Genomic DNA, 17,214 nt, shown 5'->3' with positions numbered 1-17,214 from the left:
TTCCCACGCAGAGCGTGGGAATGATCGGCGTAAGGGCTGATACCCTGTTTAAAATTTCAACCGCGAGGACCCATGGCCTTCCCCAGTCGCCGCTCACTGCTTCCCTTCCTGACCTGGCTGCCCCGGCAAACCCGCGCCAGCGTCGGACGGGATCTGATCGTCGGCCTCAGCGGTGCGATTCTCGCGTTACCGCAGTCGATTGCCTACGCCTTGATCGCCGGTCTCCCACCCGAATACGGCCTCTACGCCGCCATCATTCCGGTGCTGATCGCCTGTCTGTGGGGCTCCTCGTGGCACCTGATCTGCGGCCCGACGGCGGCGATTTCGATTGTGCTGTATGCCAGCGTCAGTCCGTTGGCCGTGCCGGCCTCCCAGGACTACATCACCCTGATTCTGCTGCTGACCTTTCTCGCCGGGATTTTCCAGTGGTTGCTCGGCTTGCTGCGCTTCGGCGCACTGGTGAATTTCGTCTCGCATTCAGTGGTGCTCGGTTTCACCCTTGGCGCGGCAGTGGTGATTGCCATCGGGCAGTTGCCGAATCTGCTGGGGCTTGAGTTGCCATCGAAAGCCACGGCGCTCGCCAGCCTGATGGATCTGCTGGGGCATTGGCGGGCTGTGGATAAACCTTCATTGCTGCTGGGCGTGGCAACTGTGTTCGTCGGTGTGGTGCTGAAACAATTGCTGCCACGCTGGCCGACCCTGCTGATCACGTTAGTGCTGGCCAGTCTGGTGGTGTGGCTATGGCCGGCGATGTTCGGCCATGTGCATCTGGTCAGTGCTTTTGTGGGGCGGTTGCCGCCGTTCAGTGGATTGCCGCTGGATCTCGACATGATTCTGCGCCTGCTGCCGAGTGCGATCGCGGTGGGCATGCTCGGACTGGTCACCAGTCTGTCGATTGCCCGTTCGATTGCTGTGCGATCGCAGCAGTTGCTCGATGCCAATCAGGAAGTTCGCGCGCAAGGTTTCTCGAATATCGTCGGGGCGTTTTTTTCCGGATCGTTGTCCGCCGGATCATTTACCCGCTCGGGGTTGAGTTACGAGGCGGGTGCGTGCTCGCCGCTGGCCGGGATGTTTTCGGCGATCTGGGTCGCGCTGTTCGCAATTTTCGGCGCCGGGTTGATCGCGCACATCCCGATCCCGGCCATGGCCGGCAGCATTCTGTTGATCGCCTGGGGGCTGGTGGATCATCGCGGCATCCGTGCACTGTTGCGTGTCAGCCGCGCCGAGTTCGTGGTGATGGCCCTGACGTGTCTGGCCACATTGCTGCTGGAATTGCAGACGGCGATTTATGCCGGGGTGCTGGCGTCGTTGTTCTTTTACCTCAAGCGCACTTCGCAGCCACGGGTGCAGCATTGGCGCGATGGCGAGGACGATGTGTTGCGCGTCGGCGGCTCGATCTTTTTCGGCGCCAGCCATTACCTGCAAGTGCGCCTGCAACGCCTGCACGGCGCGCGGGTGGTGATCGAGGCGCAGCAGATCAACTTCATCGACTATTCAGGCGTTGAGATGCTGCACCAGGAAGCGCGGCGCTTGCTGAGCCAGGATCGCAGCCTTACCTTGCGCCGGGCGCGGCCGCAGGTGGTGGAGGAGTTGAGGAAGCTTGAAGGGCCAGAGAAATGTCCGATCAGGTTTGAGGATTGATCTGATATCCGTGTCGACCTCAATCGCTGGCAAGCCAGCTCCCACAGGGATTCAGGTGATCCTTGTGGGAGCTGGCTTGCCAGCGATGCTCTTAAAGGGCCAACTGGCGGCGTAACTCGGCGAGTACCGGCGCAGTGTCCGGACGCACACCGCGCCACAGATAAAACGCCTCGGCAGCCTGCTCAGCCAACATCCCCAAACCATCCATCGACACCGCCGCGCCATGCTCGCTGGCCCAGCGGCAGAACGCAGTCGGTTCCTTGCCGTACATCATGTCGTAGCACAGAGTCTTGCCCGGCTCGATCAGGCTCGGTGAAATCGGCGGCACCTCACCGGTGAGGCTGGCGGAGGTGGCGTTGATGATCACGTCCACCGGCTCCTGCAACCAGTCGAAGCCGCTGGCCGACACCGGGCCCAGATCGCAGAACAGTTCCGCCAGCAGCTCGGCTTTATCCACCGTGCGATTGGCGATGATCACCGACGCCGGTTTCTCCGCGAGCAACGGCTCCAGCGCCCCACGCACCGCGCCACCAGCACCGAGCAGCAAGATGCGTTTACCGGTCAGACTGAACCCGGCATTCACCGTCAGATCACGCACCAGTCCGGCGCCATCGGTGTTGTCGCCGAGCAGCGAGCCGTCAGCCAGTTTGCTCAAGGTGTTCACCGCGCCGGCGCGTTGCGCCCGGGCCGTCAGGCTGTTGGCCAGGCGGTAAGCGTCTTCCTTGAACGGCACGGTGACGTTGGCGCCGCGACCTTCCTGGAAAAACGCCGTGGCGCAACCGGCGAAGTCGTCGAGCGGCGCCAGCAAGGTGCTGTAGTCGAGGCTCTGCCCGGTTTGTTCAGCGAACAGTTTGTGAATCATCGGCGACTTGCTGTGACCGATCGGGTTACCGAAAACGACGTAACGATCCATCAGATGTCCTCAGGCCTGGGCCAGCCAGTCGCGGTCTTGCAGGAAATATTCAGTCAGGCGCGCCTCTTCGCTACCAGGCTCGGCCTTCCAGTCGTAGCCCCAACGCACTTGCGGCGGCAGCGACATGAGGATCGACTCGGTGCGCCCGCCCGATTGCAGACCGAACAGCGTGCCACGGTCGTAAACCAGGTTGAACTCGACGTAACGGCCACGGCGGAATTCCTGGAACTCGCGCTGCTGGGCGGTGAACGCATCGTTCTTGCGGCGCTGCACAATCGGCAGATAAGCGTCGATGTAGGCATCACCGATGGCACGCATGAAAGCGAAACTGGTGTCGAAATCCCACTCGTTCAGGTCATCGAAAAACAGGCCGCCGATGCCGCGCGGTTCGTGGCGATGCTTGATGTGGAAGTAGGTATCGCACCACGCCTTGTAGCGCGGATACACGTCCGGGCCGAACGGCGCGCAGGCTTGCTCGGCGACGCGGTGCCAGTGAATGCAGTCTTCTTCATTGCCGTAATACGGGGTCAGGTCGAAGCCGCCGCCAAACCACCAGACCGGCTCTTCGCCCTCCTTCTCGGCGATGAAAAAGCGCACGTTGGCGTGGGACGTTGGCACGTGTGGGTTGTGCGGGTGAATCACCAGCGACACACCCAGGGCTTCGAAGCCACGGCCGGCCAGTTCCGGACGATGGGCGCTGGCCGAGGGTGGCAGACCGCTGCCAAAGACGTGGGAAAAGTTGACGCCGCCCTTTTCGATCAGCGTGCCGTTCTCGATCACGCGGGTGCGACCACCACCGCCGGCAGGCCGGGTCCAGGTGTCTTCGACGAAACGCGTGCCGCCGTCCTCGTTTTCGAGTGCGGCGCAGATGCGGTCTTGCAGGTCGAGCAGATAGGCCTTTACGGCGTCGGTGCGGGTCGTCATGGCTTCACCTTGAACGGGGCATAACTACGCGGCGCCCCGCAGGCGGGGGTCGGCGCAAATGGGCGCGTAGCATACCACCGCAGGCAAGCGCGCCGCAGTTGACGAAGATCAAGCATGAGAGTTGGATAGGGACCTCGCAAAAGACCCAAGGAGAGCAGGCAGATGGCAAAGCGTATCCAGTTCCGCGCCCACGGCGGTCCCGAAGTGCTCGAATATGTTGACTACCAACCCGCGGTACCCGGCCCCAATCAAGTACGTGTGGCCAACAAGGCCATCGGCCTGAACTTCATCGACACCTATTTCCGCAGCGGCCTCTATGCACCGCCAGCCCTGCCGTCTGGCCTGGGCGCTGAAGGCGCCGGCATCGTTGATGCGGTCGGCAGCGACGTCACCCGTTTCAAGGTCGGTGATCGTGTGGCGTACGGCAGTGGCCCGTTGGGCGCCTACAGCGAATTGCACGTCTTGCCTGAAGCCAATCTGGTGAAGCTGCCGGACGAGATCAGTTTTGAAACCGCCGCCGGGGTGATGCTCAAGGGCCTGACCGTACAATACCTGCTGCGCCAGACCTACGAACTCAAGGGTGGCGAAACCATCCTGTTCCACGCCGCTGCCGGGGGCGTCGGCTCGTTGGCCTGCCAATGGGCCAAGGCGTTGGGCGTGAAGCTGATCGGCACCGTGAGTTCGAAAGAAAAAGCCGACTTGGCCAAGGCCAACGGGGCCTGGGCAACCATCGACTACAGCCACGAAAATGTTGCCGAACGCGTACTGGAGTTGACCGACGGCAAGAAAGTCCCGGTGGTCTACGACGGCGTCGGCAAAGACACCTGGCTGACGTCGCTGGACAGCGTGTCGCCGCGCGGTCTGGTCGTGAGTTTCGGTAATGCCTCTGGCGCAGTGGACGGCGTGAATCTGGGCATCCTTTCGGCGAAGGGCTCGCTCTACGTGACCCGTCCGACCCTGGCGACCTACGCCAACAACGCCGAAAACCTGCAGCGCATGGCCGATGAGCTGTTCGAAATGATCATCAGCGGCAAACTCAAGGTTGATATCAGCCAGCGTTATCCACTGGCTGACGCAGCGAAGGCGCAGACCGAGTTGTCGGCTCGGCGCACCACCGGCTCGACCGTCCTGCTGCCGTGACACCACGCTACCCCGTTGAGTCCGGGGTAATGCCCAGCTCGACAAAAAACGGCGTCTTGCCGGCAGAGGTTGTTTCGAAACCACTGCGGTCAAGACGCTGTACCCGCAATCCCAACACGCCAGGCAATCTGAGCAGAGCGCTGGCTTGCGCTTCGCTTTGCAACGCCTGTTCGAGGGCGACTTCTGCACGGGCAGGCAGTTTGTCCTGAGCGATCACCAGTCGCATGCGGGCACCATTGGCCTGCCGATTGATCTGTACCTGAACGTCGCTAGTGTCCAGGTCAGGCAGAGCCCGGGCGAGTACGCTCATGACCTGCCGCTGCGTGACGATCGCGCCGCCCAGTTTGATCGTGGTTTCGACCCTCCCCTCGAGTTGCAGCACGGGCAGTGTGCTGCCACAGGCACACTTCGCCACATTACGCAGCACCCGCCCACGATCACCAATCCGATACCGCAACAGCGGCACGTGATCTGGCAGCAGGGATGTCAGCAAAAACTCGCCGCGCTCACCTTCGGCCACTGCTTGCAGGGTCAGTGGATCAACCACTTCGAGCAGCATGGCGTCGGCGTGCAGATGATAGAACCCGTGCTCAAGATGAGCGCACTGAAAGCCGATGGGGCCGGTCTCCGTCGAGCTGTAGCCCAGCGACCGTACCTTTATGGTGGGCCAGTCCCGCGCCAATTGATCGCGCAGCCGCTGACTGCATGGCTCCCCGATGTAGTAGAGCCATCGCAGACTGGCCAATTGCTCTGTATCAATATCGTCGCGGTTGAAAAGAGCCGCCGCAAAGGAAGGGGTGCACATCAACGCATCGGCCGCTTGCGACTGAATCAGCTCGGCAATCCGCTGAACGCCCATCAATGCTCCAGCGGGCAACAGGCGCGCACCGATGTGCTCGACGATGGCTGCGGCGTACTGAAAAGCGCCCTGCATCTCGCCGGCGGTCAGGCAGTTGATGACCACTCCGGGGCGTTCATCCGCCACACCGAACATCCTCGCACCCAAAGGCACGATGCTCGCGTTGAATGCCCAGGAATGGGTGATGTGTTTACGGTTGCCGGTGCTGCCTCCCGACGTCAGGGTCAGCCCGCCACCCGGCGCACGGTGCGAAGCCTCGCCCAGCGCGGAAAACAACACACCACCGTGTTCATCTTCCACGGCTTGGATCGGCAGGCGATGCAGGTCTTCCCGGGTCTGCACCTGCAGGATCTGCGGACACAATTTACAGAACCACGGCAGTGACCGCGCATCGGCAAGTTTGCGCGCAAAGGCCTGATCGGGCGGGACTGTCGGATCAATGTTCATCGCCGCGCCCTCCCTGACGAATGCCCAACTCATCGAATCCGTCCGTGATGGCATTGGCCAGACATTCCAACTGGGTCTGACTGTGGATCGCACTGATGGCCAGACGCAGAATCGCCTCACCTTTGGCTACCACCGGAAACAGTGCGGTGGTGACCGCAATGCCCTGCCGCCGCAGGTGCAGCGCCAGATTGATCGCATCGCGCTCGGCGCCGACACGGACAAAACGAATAGGCGAGGCGACTTCATGGTTACCCAGCACCGGGCCTAGCAAAGCGTCGATCACGGCCACATTTCGCCACAGGGCCGCCTGTAACAGCCCCAGCTCAGGCGACAGGTGAATGTCCCCGGAGGCGACCGCCGCGCCAACGCCGCCCATCGACAGTGGCCCGCCGAAGGTATAGGTCGACGCATGGCGTCTGATCATCTCGGCATCGGCGGCGGTCAGCACGGTAATCGCCCCGCCCGTCGCACCAAACGCCTTGGACAGCGAGGACAGAAGGATCAAGCGATGACGCAGTCGCGCATCGGCCGCGGCGAGTGCATAACCACCCCCTGACGTGCCGTGGATCGAGGTGCCGTGAGCATCATCCGCATACAGATATCCCTCAAAGCGCTCAGCCAGTTGCAGCAGTCGATTGATCGGATACACACCCCGCATCGAGCCAATGCTGTCGGTCAGGATGATCGGGGTATTGCCAGCGGCTACCGCAGTGGAGCAGGCCTGCTCGACTTGCTCCACATCACTGCAATCGCAACGCTGGACGGGCCCGAACTGCCACAGAATCCCTTGCAGCACTTGCATCGAGGCATGCGCCGCCCGGTCGACGATCCAGCAAGGACCACGCCGTAACGGGTAGGACGGCAACTCGCCAGAACCCAGCAAAGGCAGACAGCCCAGATGCGCACTGCCCACCGAGTTGAAGGTGACCGTGTGCCCCTGAAATATCTGGTTCAACTGCTCATCCAGCTCAAGCATGGGCGGCAGCAGGGCTCGGGTGCGTGCGGCGGCAAACTGCACACCAAAGGATTTCACGGCGCTCACCGCACTGTGAATCAGGCGTGGATCACACTCCAGTCCCAGGTAAGAGCATGAGAGGAACTCGGTCAGCCGTTCTCCGCTGCTCAACTCAATGTCCTTGCCCTCGCGCCTGACCAGCTCCAAGCCGTTGAGCCCGGAATCGAACAACTGCTGCTGATCGGCGCGCGCCTGTCTGACACGGTTTTTTACCCAATTGACGGTCGGTTGCTGAGTATTCATCGGGATGCCTGCAAAGATGTCGTCCGGCGATAGACTTGCACACGCCAGAGCTGGGTTTTCTCTCGTGCGATTGCTGCCTGGTATTCGGCGGTGGTATCGCAGAAACCTGCACAATCGGGCCGGACAACATGCAAATGGGCACGGATGACCGTCAGCGCTTCCTCGGCCAATGACGGGCGCAAGCGCTGCAAGACGCTGGCACCGGTGGCCTTGGGCATGAAGGAAGGCACGTCCGAGAGCGAGACGAAATCGATATCCGTGTGGTTGGCGGCGCAATCGAGGATGTCGGCCTGCACCACCCGCAACTCGCACTGTTGAAGAGCTTCACGGGCCTTGTGGAAAATTTCCGGCTCGCACTCCAGCGGGAAACCTTGCGGGTCGCGCAGTTCACCGAAAAACAGCATTTGCAGGAAAAAGCTCTCACGCACGACTTGCGTGGTGAACAGGGCATGGAAAATCCCCAGGTACACCTCACGAGAACTGATACCCAGGTTGTTGCGGGGAAACGAGCCCTTGTACAGGAGCGAGTTGAGCACCGCTGCGTTGCCCAACAACGCAATCACCGCCCGCCAGCGCTTCAGGGGGAAACGGGTTCGGTAATAGTTCGTTTGCTCGTCGAGGTCCCGGCACTGAAAAATCTCCCGACCCGCCTTGCCAGTAAATAGCCGGTTGATCTTCGCCAACCGCTGTAGGGTTTGCTCGAACGCCCCCATGTAGATCGGCGCTTGCCATTGTCGGGCCTGGAACAACTCCGCCAGCCAGCGCCGATCGGCTCGCGGTACGTTGAGTTGCTGCAGGATGGATTGGCGTCGTGACACCAGCGTCCCCGCCCGGTAGCCCATGAAATCCATGAACGTTTCGTGATCGGTCTGTTCCAGCAGGGCAAATCGTAACCGCGTGAACGCCAGCTGCGGCGCGCTGATATCGGTACAGGTCATGCGCGCCGGACTGCGGGCCAACAGCGGCAACAGCCGTCCGCCACTCCCGGCGATGCCCATCACGTGCCTGGCACGTGCGGGCAGGATCGCGTATTCCAGCGCGGAGTCTTCATCCCCCAGTGCGTAGTTCAGTTGCTGGAAGTAGTCAGCCATGCCTGCCTCCCGGCACCCATCGGGGAAATCGCCGCAGGAGCCTCATGAGTCGGCCAGTGCATGGAGAAAGTCATAACGCGGCGCGAGGTCGTTTTGCCAGGCCTCATATTGCTCATAAACGGCTTCAAGCATATTGCCGGTCAGGCGCAAGCTGGTTTCCATCACATTGGCAATGGCGTCCCAGTCGCACTGGCGCTTGCACGTACGTTGCAGGATGACTTTTATTTCGTTGAAGTGTTCGACATCAATATCGGAGTGAGCAACGAAGAACGTCAATTGCGCCGCTTTCAATGACAGCGTTTCGCTCAGTTTATTGATTAGCGGCGTGATGAATTGATAGGCATTTTCCGCCCAATAACTGTATCCGAGGCGTTGTAGTGGATTACCGGTGAACGATATCCAGTACAAATAGGCAATCAATACTTCGGTTGCCGGAAGTGCCGGGGGTATATCGAAACTCTCATTCTTGAGTCCAAGACTCATGACATCATGCAGGGCCATTTTTTCATGACCTACTTCTTGCGCTGCGTGCTCAAAACAGAACTTTGCATAGACCGGGTTATCGGCATGACGCACACCGACCAGTCCCTGGTTTCGCGCATTGTGCGCGGTGTAGTGAAAGGTTTCGATCATGTAAATCGCATATAAGGCTTTGGACACACGACCCTCACGTATGGCTTTCACCAAGCGAGAACCATTGAGTATCTCGGCCCATGCTTTTTCGATTCGGTTATCAAGCTGGATCAACTGTTGTTCAAAGCTTAGTGGCGCATTCATCGTGGTGCTCCGGTTGGTCTACGGTGGCGTGGTCGGGTTGTTGTACAGCCGCAAGGATCTGCTGCCATTGCGCGGACAGCAGCCAGTAGCCACCGCGAGCGCGTTGCTCGATTCGCAGGGCGTCGGAGGTGATCGGTGTCAGGCCGAATCGCTGGAACAGTCGCCGTTGCGGCGTTCGGCACAAGGCAGTGACGCCTTGATATCCATGGTTGATTGCCCACGCTGTGGCGGCTGCCAGCAGGCAGTTGATCGGCACGGGCAGATGGGTTCGCGAGTGAGTAATCAAGCGGCTGAACTCGACATGGCGCGACAACGCCACGGTGGGAGAAACATGCCGATGCGCCAGTGACGCCCACTCGAACGGCGCAGGCGTTACCCTTAATACCGCCACAAGGTGGTCATGCTGATAAAGCAGGAAGTGCGTACTGCGCGACGTGATCCCGAGCCGCTTTTCAAGCATCCGGGCCCGGGAGGTCAGCATGTAATGTTGCAATCGCAGGCGAAACTGCCGACCAATGAATCGTTCAAACTCTTGCGTGTCTGAACCCGCATCAAAAGTAACGACGCGACAATCTTCATGGCGACTGCTCAAGGTTGCCTGAAGTGACTGCAGATAATCCATGAGTTGCAAATCCGTAGTATCCATTCCTTCTCCGCAGACGTTGACTTATCGAAGTTTCCTTGGCGCATTGGAATAATGGATGCTTTTAGAAATATCGCCACTGCGCGACTTCTGATAATGACGTGGGAAAAGTTACTGAAAATGAATACTTACCGATTATTCTTACGCGCATAGAGAAGAACAAAACAACGAAGTTGTTTAACTCGGTTAATTACTTGAAGGATAAATCGCAGACATGCGTAGTACTCCTCGCTATAAAAGCCGAAGAGCACTCAATATATGAAGTTCTAAGTGATGTCAGTCGGGACGAATGACATTACCGGTGGCCAGATCACGGATGACACTGGGATTCTTGCGACCGCCCAACTGGCCACCCAGGATCAAATCGATCTGTCCACGGAAATACTGCTCGACCCGCAAGCGCGTACGCGCCGCCGGCCGCCCCTGCGGGTTGGCCGACGTGGAGATCAACGGCCCGACCATCGAGCACAAATCTCGCACCTGCGGGTGATCACTGACTCGCAGCGCCACGGTATCGTGCACTCCGGTGACCCACTCCGGCAGCAGGTTCTGATGGGGCACCAGCCAGGTATTCGGCCCCGGCCAGGTGCTGGCCATGCGGTCGATCCACTCTTGCGGGAAGTCTTCGAACAGGAAGTCGAACTGGCGAATGTTGTCGGCGACCAGAATCAGTCCCTTGTCGACCGAGCGATTCTTGATCGCCAGCAGCCGATCCACCGCGTCTTCGTTCCACGGGTCGCAACCCAGCCCCCAGACGGCTTCGGTTGGATAGGCAATCACCGCCCCGGCGCGAATCTCTCGTGCGGCTTGTTGCACACGCCAACTGTTGACCATGAAAAAACTCTCCACAAACAGGTTTCGCGCAGTTTACCGATCTTCCTTGTAAAACCTAGCTCACCCGCGCAAACCAGCGGCCGTTTTCACTCGCGGCGCGGCCATCCATTTCCAGTTCGGTAAGGGCCGCCAGGACTTTGGGCAAAGACCAGCCACTGCTGTCGGCCAATGCCTCACTGGTGTGCGGCGCCGCGTGAAGCAGAGCAAGCAACGGATGATCGGGTTTCGAAGTTTCTGCGCAGTGTGGCAGATGCTGCCAGCCACGCAGGGCTTCGAGGATATGTTCGATGGTTTCCACCAGCACCGCGCCGTCGCGGATCAACTGGTGGCAACCTCGCGCGCCGGGGTGATGGATCGACCCGGGAATGGCGTAAACCTCTCGCCCCTGTTCGGCCGCCAGCCGTGCGGTGATCAACGAGCCACTGGCAACACTCGCCTCAACCACCAGCACACCAAGGGACAAACCACTGATGATCCGGTTGCGTCGCGGAAAGTTGCTCGCGCTCGGCCCGGCGTCCAGCGGAAACTCTGAAAGCACCGCGCTGCCGGAGGCGATCATCGCGTCAGCCAGCCGCCGATTGCGCTGTGGATAAAACTTTTCCAGACCGGTGCCCAACACTCCGACCGTGAGCCCGCCGACATCCAGCGCCGCCTGGTGCGCCGCCGCATCAATCCCCAAGGCCAGGCCGCTGGTGATGACAAAACCGGCCCCTGCCAGGCTGCGGGAAAACGCTGCGGCGGTGTCCATTCCCGGACGCGAAGCACTGCGGCTGCCGACCATTGCCAGTTGCGGCTTTTCCAGAATCAGCGGATCTCCGGCCACGAACAGCAGCGGTGGCGGATCGGCAATCTGCGCCAGCAGCGCCGGATAATCCGCCTGATCCCACATCAGCAAATGTTGTCCCGGCCGCTCTAGCCAGCGCATTGCATGGCTGGCGCCGTCGCGCACCTCGGGGCTGCGCCGCGCTTCGGCTGACACCGCCGGTAAACCCAGTGAGCGCCAGGCGCTCGCCGGCGCGCTGATGGCTTTTGACGCCGAGCCGAAGGCTTCGAGCAATTTGGCAAATCGCTTCGGACCGATTTCCGGCAAGCGATGCAGGCGCAGGCGCGCTTCCAGTTCCGCAGGGGAAACCGGCGTACAGACAGACAGCGTCATGGATCATCCTTGATCGTTATAAGCCCCGAACTATTCGGAACAAGCTGTGGATAACTCTGTTGGTAACTTGTGAAGCATGCTTACGGATTTCGCACCTTGTCGAGCACCGCCAGCGAGCGCGATGCATTGAGCACGAGGCCGTAACTGAGTTTGTCGTAGGTGCGGAACACCATCAGCAATCCTGCCCGTTCGTCGGGGATTTTCAGCGGTTGGCCGGTGACCCGGTCGCGGACGGTTTCGCCGGTTTTCATGACCACCAGCACATTGCCCTCGGCGAGCCCGTCGCGTTTGCCCTTGTTCAGGGTGACTACGTCCATCACGCCGATCTGGGTGACGCCGCGTGGCACGTCGATGATCACGCCGTTGATATTGCTGGTCGGTGCGCTGGGCATGAAGGTCGAATTGATCGAGCGCTCCTCGCCGCTGAACAAGCGGTCACCGAGGCGCACTTCCTGAGTGGTGCGTTGCAGGGCGAGGGTGGCGACATCGCCTTCAGTGGCAACGATCTCACCGCCACCGATGTCATCGGCGTTGATCCCCAGGAACTCCTTGGTCTGCGGATCGGTGTAGACCTTGCCCTGGCGGAAGATGCCGTAGACCGGCTGATTCGGGTCGAAATGGCCACGCGCGAAGATCCGGTCGCCGGTGCCGCTGAGCACGCGTTCGGCATCGCCGGCGACGATGTACGGCGCCTTGTCGAAATCCTCGACCTTGTCGACGATGCGATTGCTCAGCAGAAAGCTGTTGATCGATTTCAGCGGAATGCTCGGAATCGCCTCGGCCACCGGGCTGGTGCGAATACGCGGCGACAGCTTGATGGTGCCGCGTGACTCGCCGCGATTGACGGTCAGGCGCGGCTGGCCATCGACGTAACTGAGCGTCAGCGTGTCGCCGGGATAGATCAGATTGGGGTTTTCGATCTGCGGGTTGGCCCGCCACAGTTGTGGCCACTGCCATGGCTCGCGCAGGTATTTGCCGGAAATGTCCCAGAGCGTGTCCCCCGAAACCACCGTGTATTGCTGTGGAAAACCATCCCTGAGTTGCACTTGCCCTTGCGCAGCGCCGGCCGAGGCCAACAGCAGCAGGGCGAGTAGTGTTTTCCTCATGCAGTGAATCCCTTTATCATGTGCACTCGCGTGAATCGTCAGAGCCCCCGTGGCTCGCTCCTGCAATTGCAGCAGCGACGCTTCACAACGGTAGCCTGCATCTTCGGACCTGCCAGGCCATCGACCCGACTTTACTCAATACGTGCAGCAATCAGCCTATGGCCATTTTAAACATCCTCGAATTCCCGGACCCGCGTCTGCGTACTATCGCCAAGCCTGTGGCTGTAGTGGACGACGAAGTGCGTCAGTTGGTCGATGACATGTTTGAAACAATGTATGAAGCGCCGGGCATCGGCCTCGCCGCGACCCAGGTCAACGTGCACAAACGTATCGTCGTGATGGACCTTTCCGAAGACCGCACCGAACCCCGTGTGTTCATCAACCCCGAGTTCGAATCGCTGACCGACGAGATGGATCAGTACCAGGAAGGCTGCCTCTCGGTGCCGGGTTTCTACGAAAACGTCGACCGCCCGCAGAAGGTCAGGATCAAGGCGCTGGACCGCGACGGCAAGCCCTATGAACTGATTGCCGAAGGCCTGCTCGCGGTGTGCATCCAGCATGAATGCGACCACCTCAACGGCAAACTGTTCGTCGATTACCTGTCCACGCTCAAACGCGACCGGATCAAGAAGAAACTGGAAAAGCTGCATCGCCAGAACGCTTGATGCCCTCCTTCAAAGGCTTGCTGCGGCAAGCCTTTTTCTTTTTATGAGACCCCTTCATGACTGAGCCACTGCGCATCGTTTTTGCCGGCACCCCGGAATTCGCCGCCGAACACCTCAAGGCCCTGCTGAACAGCCCTTACGAGATCGTTGCGGTCTATACCCAACCGGATCGTCCGGCCGGGCGCGGGCAAAAACTGATGCCGAGCCCGGTTAAACAACTGGCGCTGGAAAATAATATCCAGGTGTTGCAGCCACCGACGCTGCGCAACGCTGACGCTCAAGCCGAGCTCGCTGCGCTGAAGCCGGATTTGATGGTGGTGGTCGCCTACGGCTTGATCCTGCCGCAAGTGGTGCTGGATATTCCGCGTCTGGGCTGCATCAACAGTCACGCCTCATTGCTGCCGCGCTGGCGCGGTGCGGCGCCGATCCAGCGCGCCGTGGAAGCGGGCGACGCCGAAAGCGGCGTGACCGTGATGCGCATGGAAGCCGGTCTCGACACCGGGCCGATGCTGCTCAAAGTCGTTACGCCAATCAGTGCCGAAGATACCGGCGGAAGCCTGCATGACCGTCTCGCCGAGATGGGTCCGCCAGCCGTGGTGCAAGCGATTGCGGGCCTCGCAGCCGGGACGCTGGAAGGCGAAGTGCAGAATGACGAACTCGCGACCTACGCGCACAAATTGAATAAAGACGAAGCACGCATCGACTGGAGCCGTCCGGCGGTTGAGCTGGAACGCCTGGTCCGCGCCTTCAATCCATGGCCGATTACCCACAGCACCCTCAACGGTGAGGCGCTGAAAGTGCTGGCGGCGACAATCGCCGACGGTAAAGGCGCGCCGGGCACCATCCTCAGCGCCAGCAAGGACGGCCTGATCGTCGCCTGCGGCGAACAAGCACTTTGCCTGACTCGCCTGCAATTGCCCGGCGGCAAGGCGCTGAACTTCAGCGACTTGTTCAACAGCCGTCGCGAGAAATTCGCTGTTGGCACCGTCCTCGGCGCAGTGGTGGACGCGCAATGAATCCGCGTCTGGCCGCCGCCAAGGCACTCGCCGCCGTGCTCAGCGGCAAAGCCTCGCTGAACAGCTCCCTGCCGACGCAACTGGACAAGGTCGAGGACCGCGATCGCGGCTTCACTCAGGATCTTGCCTTCGGCACCGCCCGCTGGCAGCCACGCCTGTCGGCACTTGCGGAAAAGCTGCTGCAAAAGCCGTTCAAAGCCGCAGATGCTGACGTCGAAGCGCTGCTGCTGGTCGGCCTCTACCAGTTGCTCTACACCCGTGTGCCAGCCCACGCCGCCATCGGCGAAACCGTGGGTTGCGCCGACAAGCTTAAAAAGCCTTGGGCCAAGGGTCTGCTCAATGCCGTGCTGCGCAACGCCCAGCGCGAAAGCGAAACGATTTTCGCCGAGCTGGAGCGCGATCCGGTAGTGCGCACCGCCCACCCGCGCTGGCTGCAAAAATCCCTCAAAGCGTTTTGGCCGGAACAGTGGGAAGCGATTTGTGCAGCGAATAACGCGCATCCACCGATGATCCTGCGGGTCAACCGCCGCCATCACAGCCGCGACGCCTACCTCGGTCTGCTGACCGACGCCGGAATCGCCGCAACGCCATGTGTCTACAGCCGCGACGGCATCATTCTCGAAGCGGCTGCCGATGTGCGCAGCCTGCCGGGTTTCGCCGAGGGCTGGATCAGCGTGCAGGACGAGGCCGCGCAGTTGGCCGCCGACCTGCTCGATCTGGCGCCAGGGCAACGCGTGCTCGACGCCTGCTGCGCGCCGGGTGGCAAGACCTGCCACATCCTCGAAGCCGAAACGGCGCTGGCCGGTGTGGTGGCAGTAGATCTGGAAGCCAAGCGTCTGGTGCGCGTGAAGGAAAACCTCGAGCGCCTCGGCCTCAACGCCGAACTGATCGCCGCCGACGGTCGCGATACTGAAAAGTGGTGGGACGGCAAACCGTTCCAGCGCATCCTGCTTGACGCGCCATGCTCGGCCACTGGCGTGATCCGTCGCCATCCGGACATCAAGCTGACCCGTCAGCCAGACGACATCGTCGCCCTCGCACAACTGCAAGGCGAGCTGCTCGACGCCATGTGGAAAACCCTCGAAGTGGGCGGCATCCTGCTTTACGCCACCTGCTCGACGCTGCCGACCGAGAACACCGAGGTGATTGCCGCGTTCCTTGAGCGCACGCCAGGAGCCCGGGAGCTGGATCTGGCCACGACTGCCGGGATCAAACAGCTCCACGGTCGCCAATTGCTGGCCCAGCAGGGCGGGCATGACGGTTTCTACTACGCCAAGCTGATCAAGATCGCTGCCGCGCGCGGCTAAACGGATTCAATGGAGTGACTGGATGAAAATCATCATCCTCGGTGCAGGGCAGGTCGGCGGTTCGCTGGCGGAACATCTGGCCAGCGAAGCCAACGACATCACCGTGGTCGACACCGACGGCGAGCGCCTGCGCGACCTCGGCGACCGCCTCGATATCCGCACCGTGCAGGGCCGTGGCTCGCTGCCATCGGTGCTGCGTCAGGCCGGCGCCGACGACGCCGACATGCTGGTCGCGGTGACCAACAGCGACGAAACCAACATGGTCGCCTGCCAGGTTGCCCACACGCTTTTCCACACGCCGACCAAGATCGCCCGCGTGCGCGAAGCGTCCTACCTCAATCGCGAAGAGCAGCTGTTCCAGAACGAAGCGATTCCGGTCGACGTGCTGATCAGTCCCGAGCAGGTTGTTACCAACTACATCAAGCGCCTTATCCAGCATCCCGGCGCCTTGCAGGTGATCGACTTCGCCGACGGTGCGGCGCAACTGGTGGCAGTGCGCGCCTATTACGGCGGGCCACTGGTAGGCCAGCAACTGCGCCAGCTACGCGAGCACATGCCGAATGTCGAGACCCGCGTCGCCGCGATTTTCCGCCGCGACCGGCCGATCCTGCCGCAGGGCGACACGGTGATCGAGGCTGATGACGAAGTCTTCTTCATCGCTGCCCGTGAGAATATTCGCGCGGTGATGAGCGAAATGCGTCGTCTCGACGAGACCTACAAGCGCATCGTCATTGCCGGCGGCGGGCAGATCGGCGAACGTCTGGCCGAGGCCATCGAAAGCCGCTACCAGGTGAAGATCATCGAGATGAACCCGGCACGTTGCCGCTATCTCTCCGATACCCTCGACAGCACCGTGGTGTTGCAGGGCAGCGCTTCGGATCGCGATCTGCTGCTGGAAGAGAACATCGCCGATGCCGACATCTTCCTCGCCCTGACCAACGATGACGAAGCCAACATCATGTCGTCGCTGCTGGCGAAACGGCTGGGGGCGAAGAAGGTCATGACGATCATCAACAACCCGGCCTACGTCGACCTGATCCAGGGCGGCGACATCGACATCGCCATCAGCCCGCAACTGGCGACCATCGGCACGCTGCTGGCCCACGTACGTCGTGGCGATATCGTCAGCGTGCACTCACTGCGCCGCGGCGCAGCGGAGGCCATCGAGGCGATTGCCCACGGTGATGCGAAATCGAGCAAGGTCATCGGCAAGCCGATCGAGAAGATCGGTTTGCCGCCGGGCACCACGATTGGCGCGGTGATCCGCAATGCACAAGTGATCATCGCCCATGACGACACGGTGATCGAAGCGGGCGACCATGTGATTCTGTTCCTTGTGGATAAAAAGCATATTCGCGATGTGGAGAAGCTGTTCCATGTTGGGTTGAGCTTCTTCTGATCCGGATTTTTCAGTGCCTGCACTGGCCCCATCGCTGG

Annotated in this window: 16 protein-coding genes; 6 read left to right on the top strand and 10 right to left on the bottom strand. The window is 60.9% G+C overall.

Annotated elements, in window-relative coordinates; all coding sequences use genetic code 11:
- Nucleotides 1-72 precede the first annotated feature (72 nt).
- Nucleotides 73-1,641 (top strand): SulP family inorganic anion transporter, encoded by a 1,569-nt coding sequence (locus ACVVH8_RS00170; RefSeq protein WP_475227908.1) that lies wholly within the window; start codon nt 73-75, stop codon nt 1,639-1,641.
- 91 nt (nt 1,642-1,732) lie between these two features.
- Here ACVVH8_RS00170 and aroE read toward each other — a convergent pair whose 3' ends face one another.
- Nucleotides 1,733-2,554 (bottom strand): shikimate dehydrogenase, encoded by an 822-nt coding sequence (gene aroE / locus ACVVH8_RS00165; RefSeq protein ID WP_475227907.1) that lies wholly within the window; start codon nt 2,552-2,554, stop codon nt 1,733-1,735.
- 9 nt (nt 2,555-2,563) lie between these two features.
- Nucleotides 2,564-3,478, bottom strand: a complete 915-nt coding sequence (hemF, locus tag ACVVH8_RS00160) for an oxygen-dependent coproporphyrinogen oxidase (RefSeq protein WP_475227904.1) — start codon at nt 3,476-3,478, stop codon at nt 2,564-2,566.
- A gap of 162 nt (nt 3,479-3,640) precedes the next feature.
- On the opposite strand from hemF, the gene ACVVH8_RS00155 reads away from it, so the two are divergent.
- Nucleotides 3,641-4,618 carry an NADPH:quinone reductase gene (locus ACVVH8_RS00155; RefSeq protein ID WP_475227902.1) on the top strand — a complete coding sequence of 326 codons (978 nt, stop codon included), beginning with the start codon at nt 3,641-3,643 and terminating at the stop codon, nt 4,616-4,618.
- 7 nt (nt 4,619-4,625) lie between these two features.
- Here ACVVH8_RS00155 and ACVVH8_RS00150 read toward each other — a convergent pair whose 3' ends face one another.
- The 8 genes from ACVVH8_RS00150 to ACVVH8_RS00115 all read right to left on the bottom strand — a co-directional run bounded on the left by ACVVH8_RS00150 (nt 4,626) and on the right by ACVVH8_RS00115 (nt 12,789).
- Complete coding sequence (locus ACVVH8_RS00150) at nt 4,626-5,957, bottom strand: phenylacetate--CoA ligase family protein (protein ID WP_475227900.1); 1,332 nt, start codon at nt 5,955-5,957, stop codon at nt 4,626-4,628.
- A complete protein-coding gene (locus tag ACVVH8_RS00145; protein ID WP_213027103.1) occupies nt 5,914-7,182 on the bottom strand; it encodes an aminotransferase class I/II-fold pyridoxal phosphate-dependent enzyme in 1,269 nt (422 codons plus the stop codon). Before ACVVH8_RS00145 ends, ACVVH8_RS00150 begins: the two co-directional genes overlap by 44 nt.
- On the bottom strand, nt 7,179-8,273 hold the full coding sequence (locus ACVVH8_RS00140) for a DUF3419 family protein (protein WP_475227897.1): 1,095 nt from the start codon (nt 8,271-8,273) through the stop codon (nt 7,179-7,181). Before ACVVH8_RS00140 ends, ACVVH8_RS00145 begins: the two co-directional genes overlap by 4 nt.
- Before the next feature lie 42 nt (nt 8,274-8,315).
- The gene (locus ACVVH8_RS00135; protein WP_475227894.1) at nt 8,316-9,050 is read right to left on the bottom strand and encodes an iron-containing redox enzyme family protein; all 735 of its coding nucleotides are present in this window, start codon (nt 9,048-9,050) and stop codon (nt 8,316-8,318) included.
- The gene (locus tag ACVVH8_RS00130) at nt 9,028-9,672 is read right to left on the bottom strand and encodes a hypothetical protein (RefSeq protein ID WP_475227892.1); all 645 of its coding nucleotides are present in this window, start codon (nt 9,670-9,672) and stop codon (nt 9,028-9,030) included. Before ACVVH8_RS00130 ends, ACVVH8_RS00135 begins: the two co-directional genes overlap by 23 nt.
- Before the next feature lie 297 nt (nt 9,673-9,969).
- A complete protein-coding gene (gene tsaC, locus ACVVH8_RS00125) occupies nt 9,970-10,527 on the bottom strand; it encodes an L-threonylcarbamoyladenylate synthase type 1 TsaC (protein WP_103302885.1) in 558 nt (185 codons plus the stop codon).
- 55 nt (nt 10,528-10,582) lie between these two features.
- Nucleotides 10,583-11,683 (bottom strand): DNA-processing protein DprA, encoded by a 1,101-nt coding sequence (gene dprA / locus ACVVH8_RS00120; RefSeq protein WP_475227889.1) that lies wholly within the window; start codon nt 11,681-11,683, stop codon nt 10,583-10,585.
- Between the two features lie 80 nt (nt 11,684-11,763).
- On the bottom strand, nt 11,764-12,789 hold the full coding sequence (locus tag ACVVH8_RS00115) for a LysM peptidoglycan-binding domain-containing protein (protein WP_103302883.1): 1,026 nt from the start codon (nt 12,787-12,789) through the stop codon (nt 11,764-11,766).
- Between the two features lie 158 nt (nt 12,790-12,947).
- On the opposite strand from ACVVH8_RS00115, the gene def reads away from it, so the two are divergent.
- Genes def through trkA form a run of 4 tightly spaced genes read left to right on the top strand, consistent with a single transcriptional unit; the run spans nt 12,948 to nt 17,176 of the window.
- Entirely contained in the window at nt 12,948-13,454 is a 507-nt protein-coding gene (gene def, locus ACVVH8_RS00110; RefSeq protein WP_095191107.1) for a peptide deformylase, read from the top strand.
- Nucleotides 13,455-13,510: 56 nt separating this feature from the next.
- Nucleotides 13,511-14,470 carry a methionyl-tRNA formyltransferase gene (gene fmt / locus ACVVH8_RS00105; protein ID WP_475227886.1) on the top strand — a complete coding sequence of 320 codons (960 nt, stop codon included), beginning with the start codon at nt 13,511-13,513 and terminating at the stop codon, nt 14,468-14,470.
- Entirely contained in the window at nt 14,467-15,777 is a 1,311-nt protein-coding gene (rsmB, locus tag ACVVH8_RS00100; RefSeq protein ID WP_475227883.1) for a 16S rRNA (cytosine(967)-C(5))-methyltransferase RsmB, read from the top strand. Before fmt ends, rsmB begins: the two co-directional genes overlap by 4 nt.
- A 22-nt stretch (nt 15,778-15,799) precedes the next feature.
- Entirely contained in the window at nt 15,800-17,176 is a 1,377-nt protein-coding gene (gene trkA, locus ACVVH8_RS00095) for a Trk system potassium transporter TrkA (protein WP_103302880.1), read from the top strand.
- The last annotated feature ends 38 nt before the right edge of the window (nt 17,177-17,214 follow it).

The sequence above is a fragment of the Pseudomonas trutticola BRTCR10 genome, assembly GCF_056155105.1.
Note: the sequence above shows the minus strand (reverse complement) of the source record. Positions and strands in the feature narration are given on the sequence as shown.

Coding starts and splice junctions, on each gene's coding strand:
- ACVVH8_RS00170 (WP_475227908.1), top strand. CDS start 73: ATGGCCTTCCCCAGTCGCCGCTCACTGCTTCCCTTCCTGACCTGGCTG.
- ACVVH8_RS00140 (WP_475227897.1), bottom strand. CDS start 8,273: ATGGCTGACTACTTCCAGCAACTGAACTACGCACTGGGGGATGAAGAC.
- ACVVH8_RS00130 (WP_475227892.1), bottom strand. CDS start 9,672: ATGGATTATCTGCAGTCACTTCAGGCAACCTTGAGCAGTCGCCATGAA.
- ACVVH8_RS00135 (WP_475227894.1), bottom strand. CDS start 9,050: ATGAATGCGCCACTAAGCTTTGAACAACAGTTGATCCAGCTTGATAAC.
- ACVVH8_RS00115 (WP_103302883.1), bottom strand. CDS start 12,789: ATGAGGAAAACACTACTCGCCCTGCTGCTGTTGGCCTCGGCCGGCGCT.
- rsmB (WP_475227883.1), top strand. CDS start 14,467: ATGAATCCGCGTCTGGCCGCCGCCAAGGCACTCGCCGCCGTGCTCAGC.
- hemF (WP_475227904.1), bottom strand. CDS start 3,478: ATGACGACCCGCACCGACGCCGTAAAGGCCTATCTGCTCGACCTGCAA.
- fmt (WP_475227886.1), top strand. CDS start 13,511: ATGACTGAGCCACTGCGCATCGTTTTTGCCGGCACCCCGGAATTCGCC.
- ACVVH8_RS00145 (WP_213027103.1), bottom strand. CDS start 7,182: ATGAATACTCAGCAACCGACCGTCAATTGGGTAAAAAACCGTGTCAGA.
- def (WP_095191107.1), top strand. CDS start 12,948: ATGGCCATTTTAAACATCCTCGAATTCCCGGACCCGCGTCTGCGTACT.
- aroE (WP_475227907.1), bottom strand. CDS start 2,554: ATGGATCGTTACGTCGTTTTCGGTAACCCGATCGGTCACAGCAAGTCG.
- trkA (WP_103302880.1), top strand. CDS start 15,800: ATGAAAATCATCATCCTCGGTGCAGGGCAGGTCGGCGGTTCGCTGGCG.
- ACVVH8_RS00150 (WP_475227900.1), bottom strand. CDS start 5,957: ATGAGTTGGGCATTCGTCAGGGAGGGCGCGGCGATGAACATTGATCCG.
- tsaC (WP_103302885.1), bottom strand. CDS start 10,527: ATGGTCAACAGTTGGCGTGTGCAACAAGCCGCACGAGAGATTCGCGCC.
- dprA (WP_475227889.1), bottom strand. CDS start 11,683: ATGACGCTGTCTGTCTGTACGCCGGTTTCCCCTGCGGAACTGGAAGCG.
- ACVVH8_RS00155 (WP_475227902.1), top strand. CDS start 3,641: ATGGCAAAGCGTATCCAGTTCCGCGCCCACGGCGGTCCCGAAGTGCTC.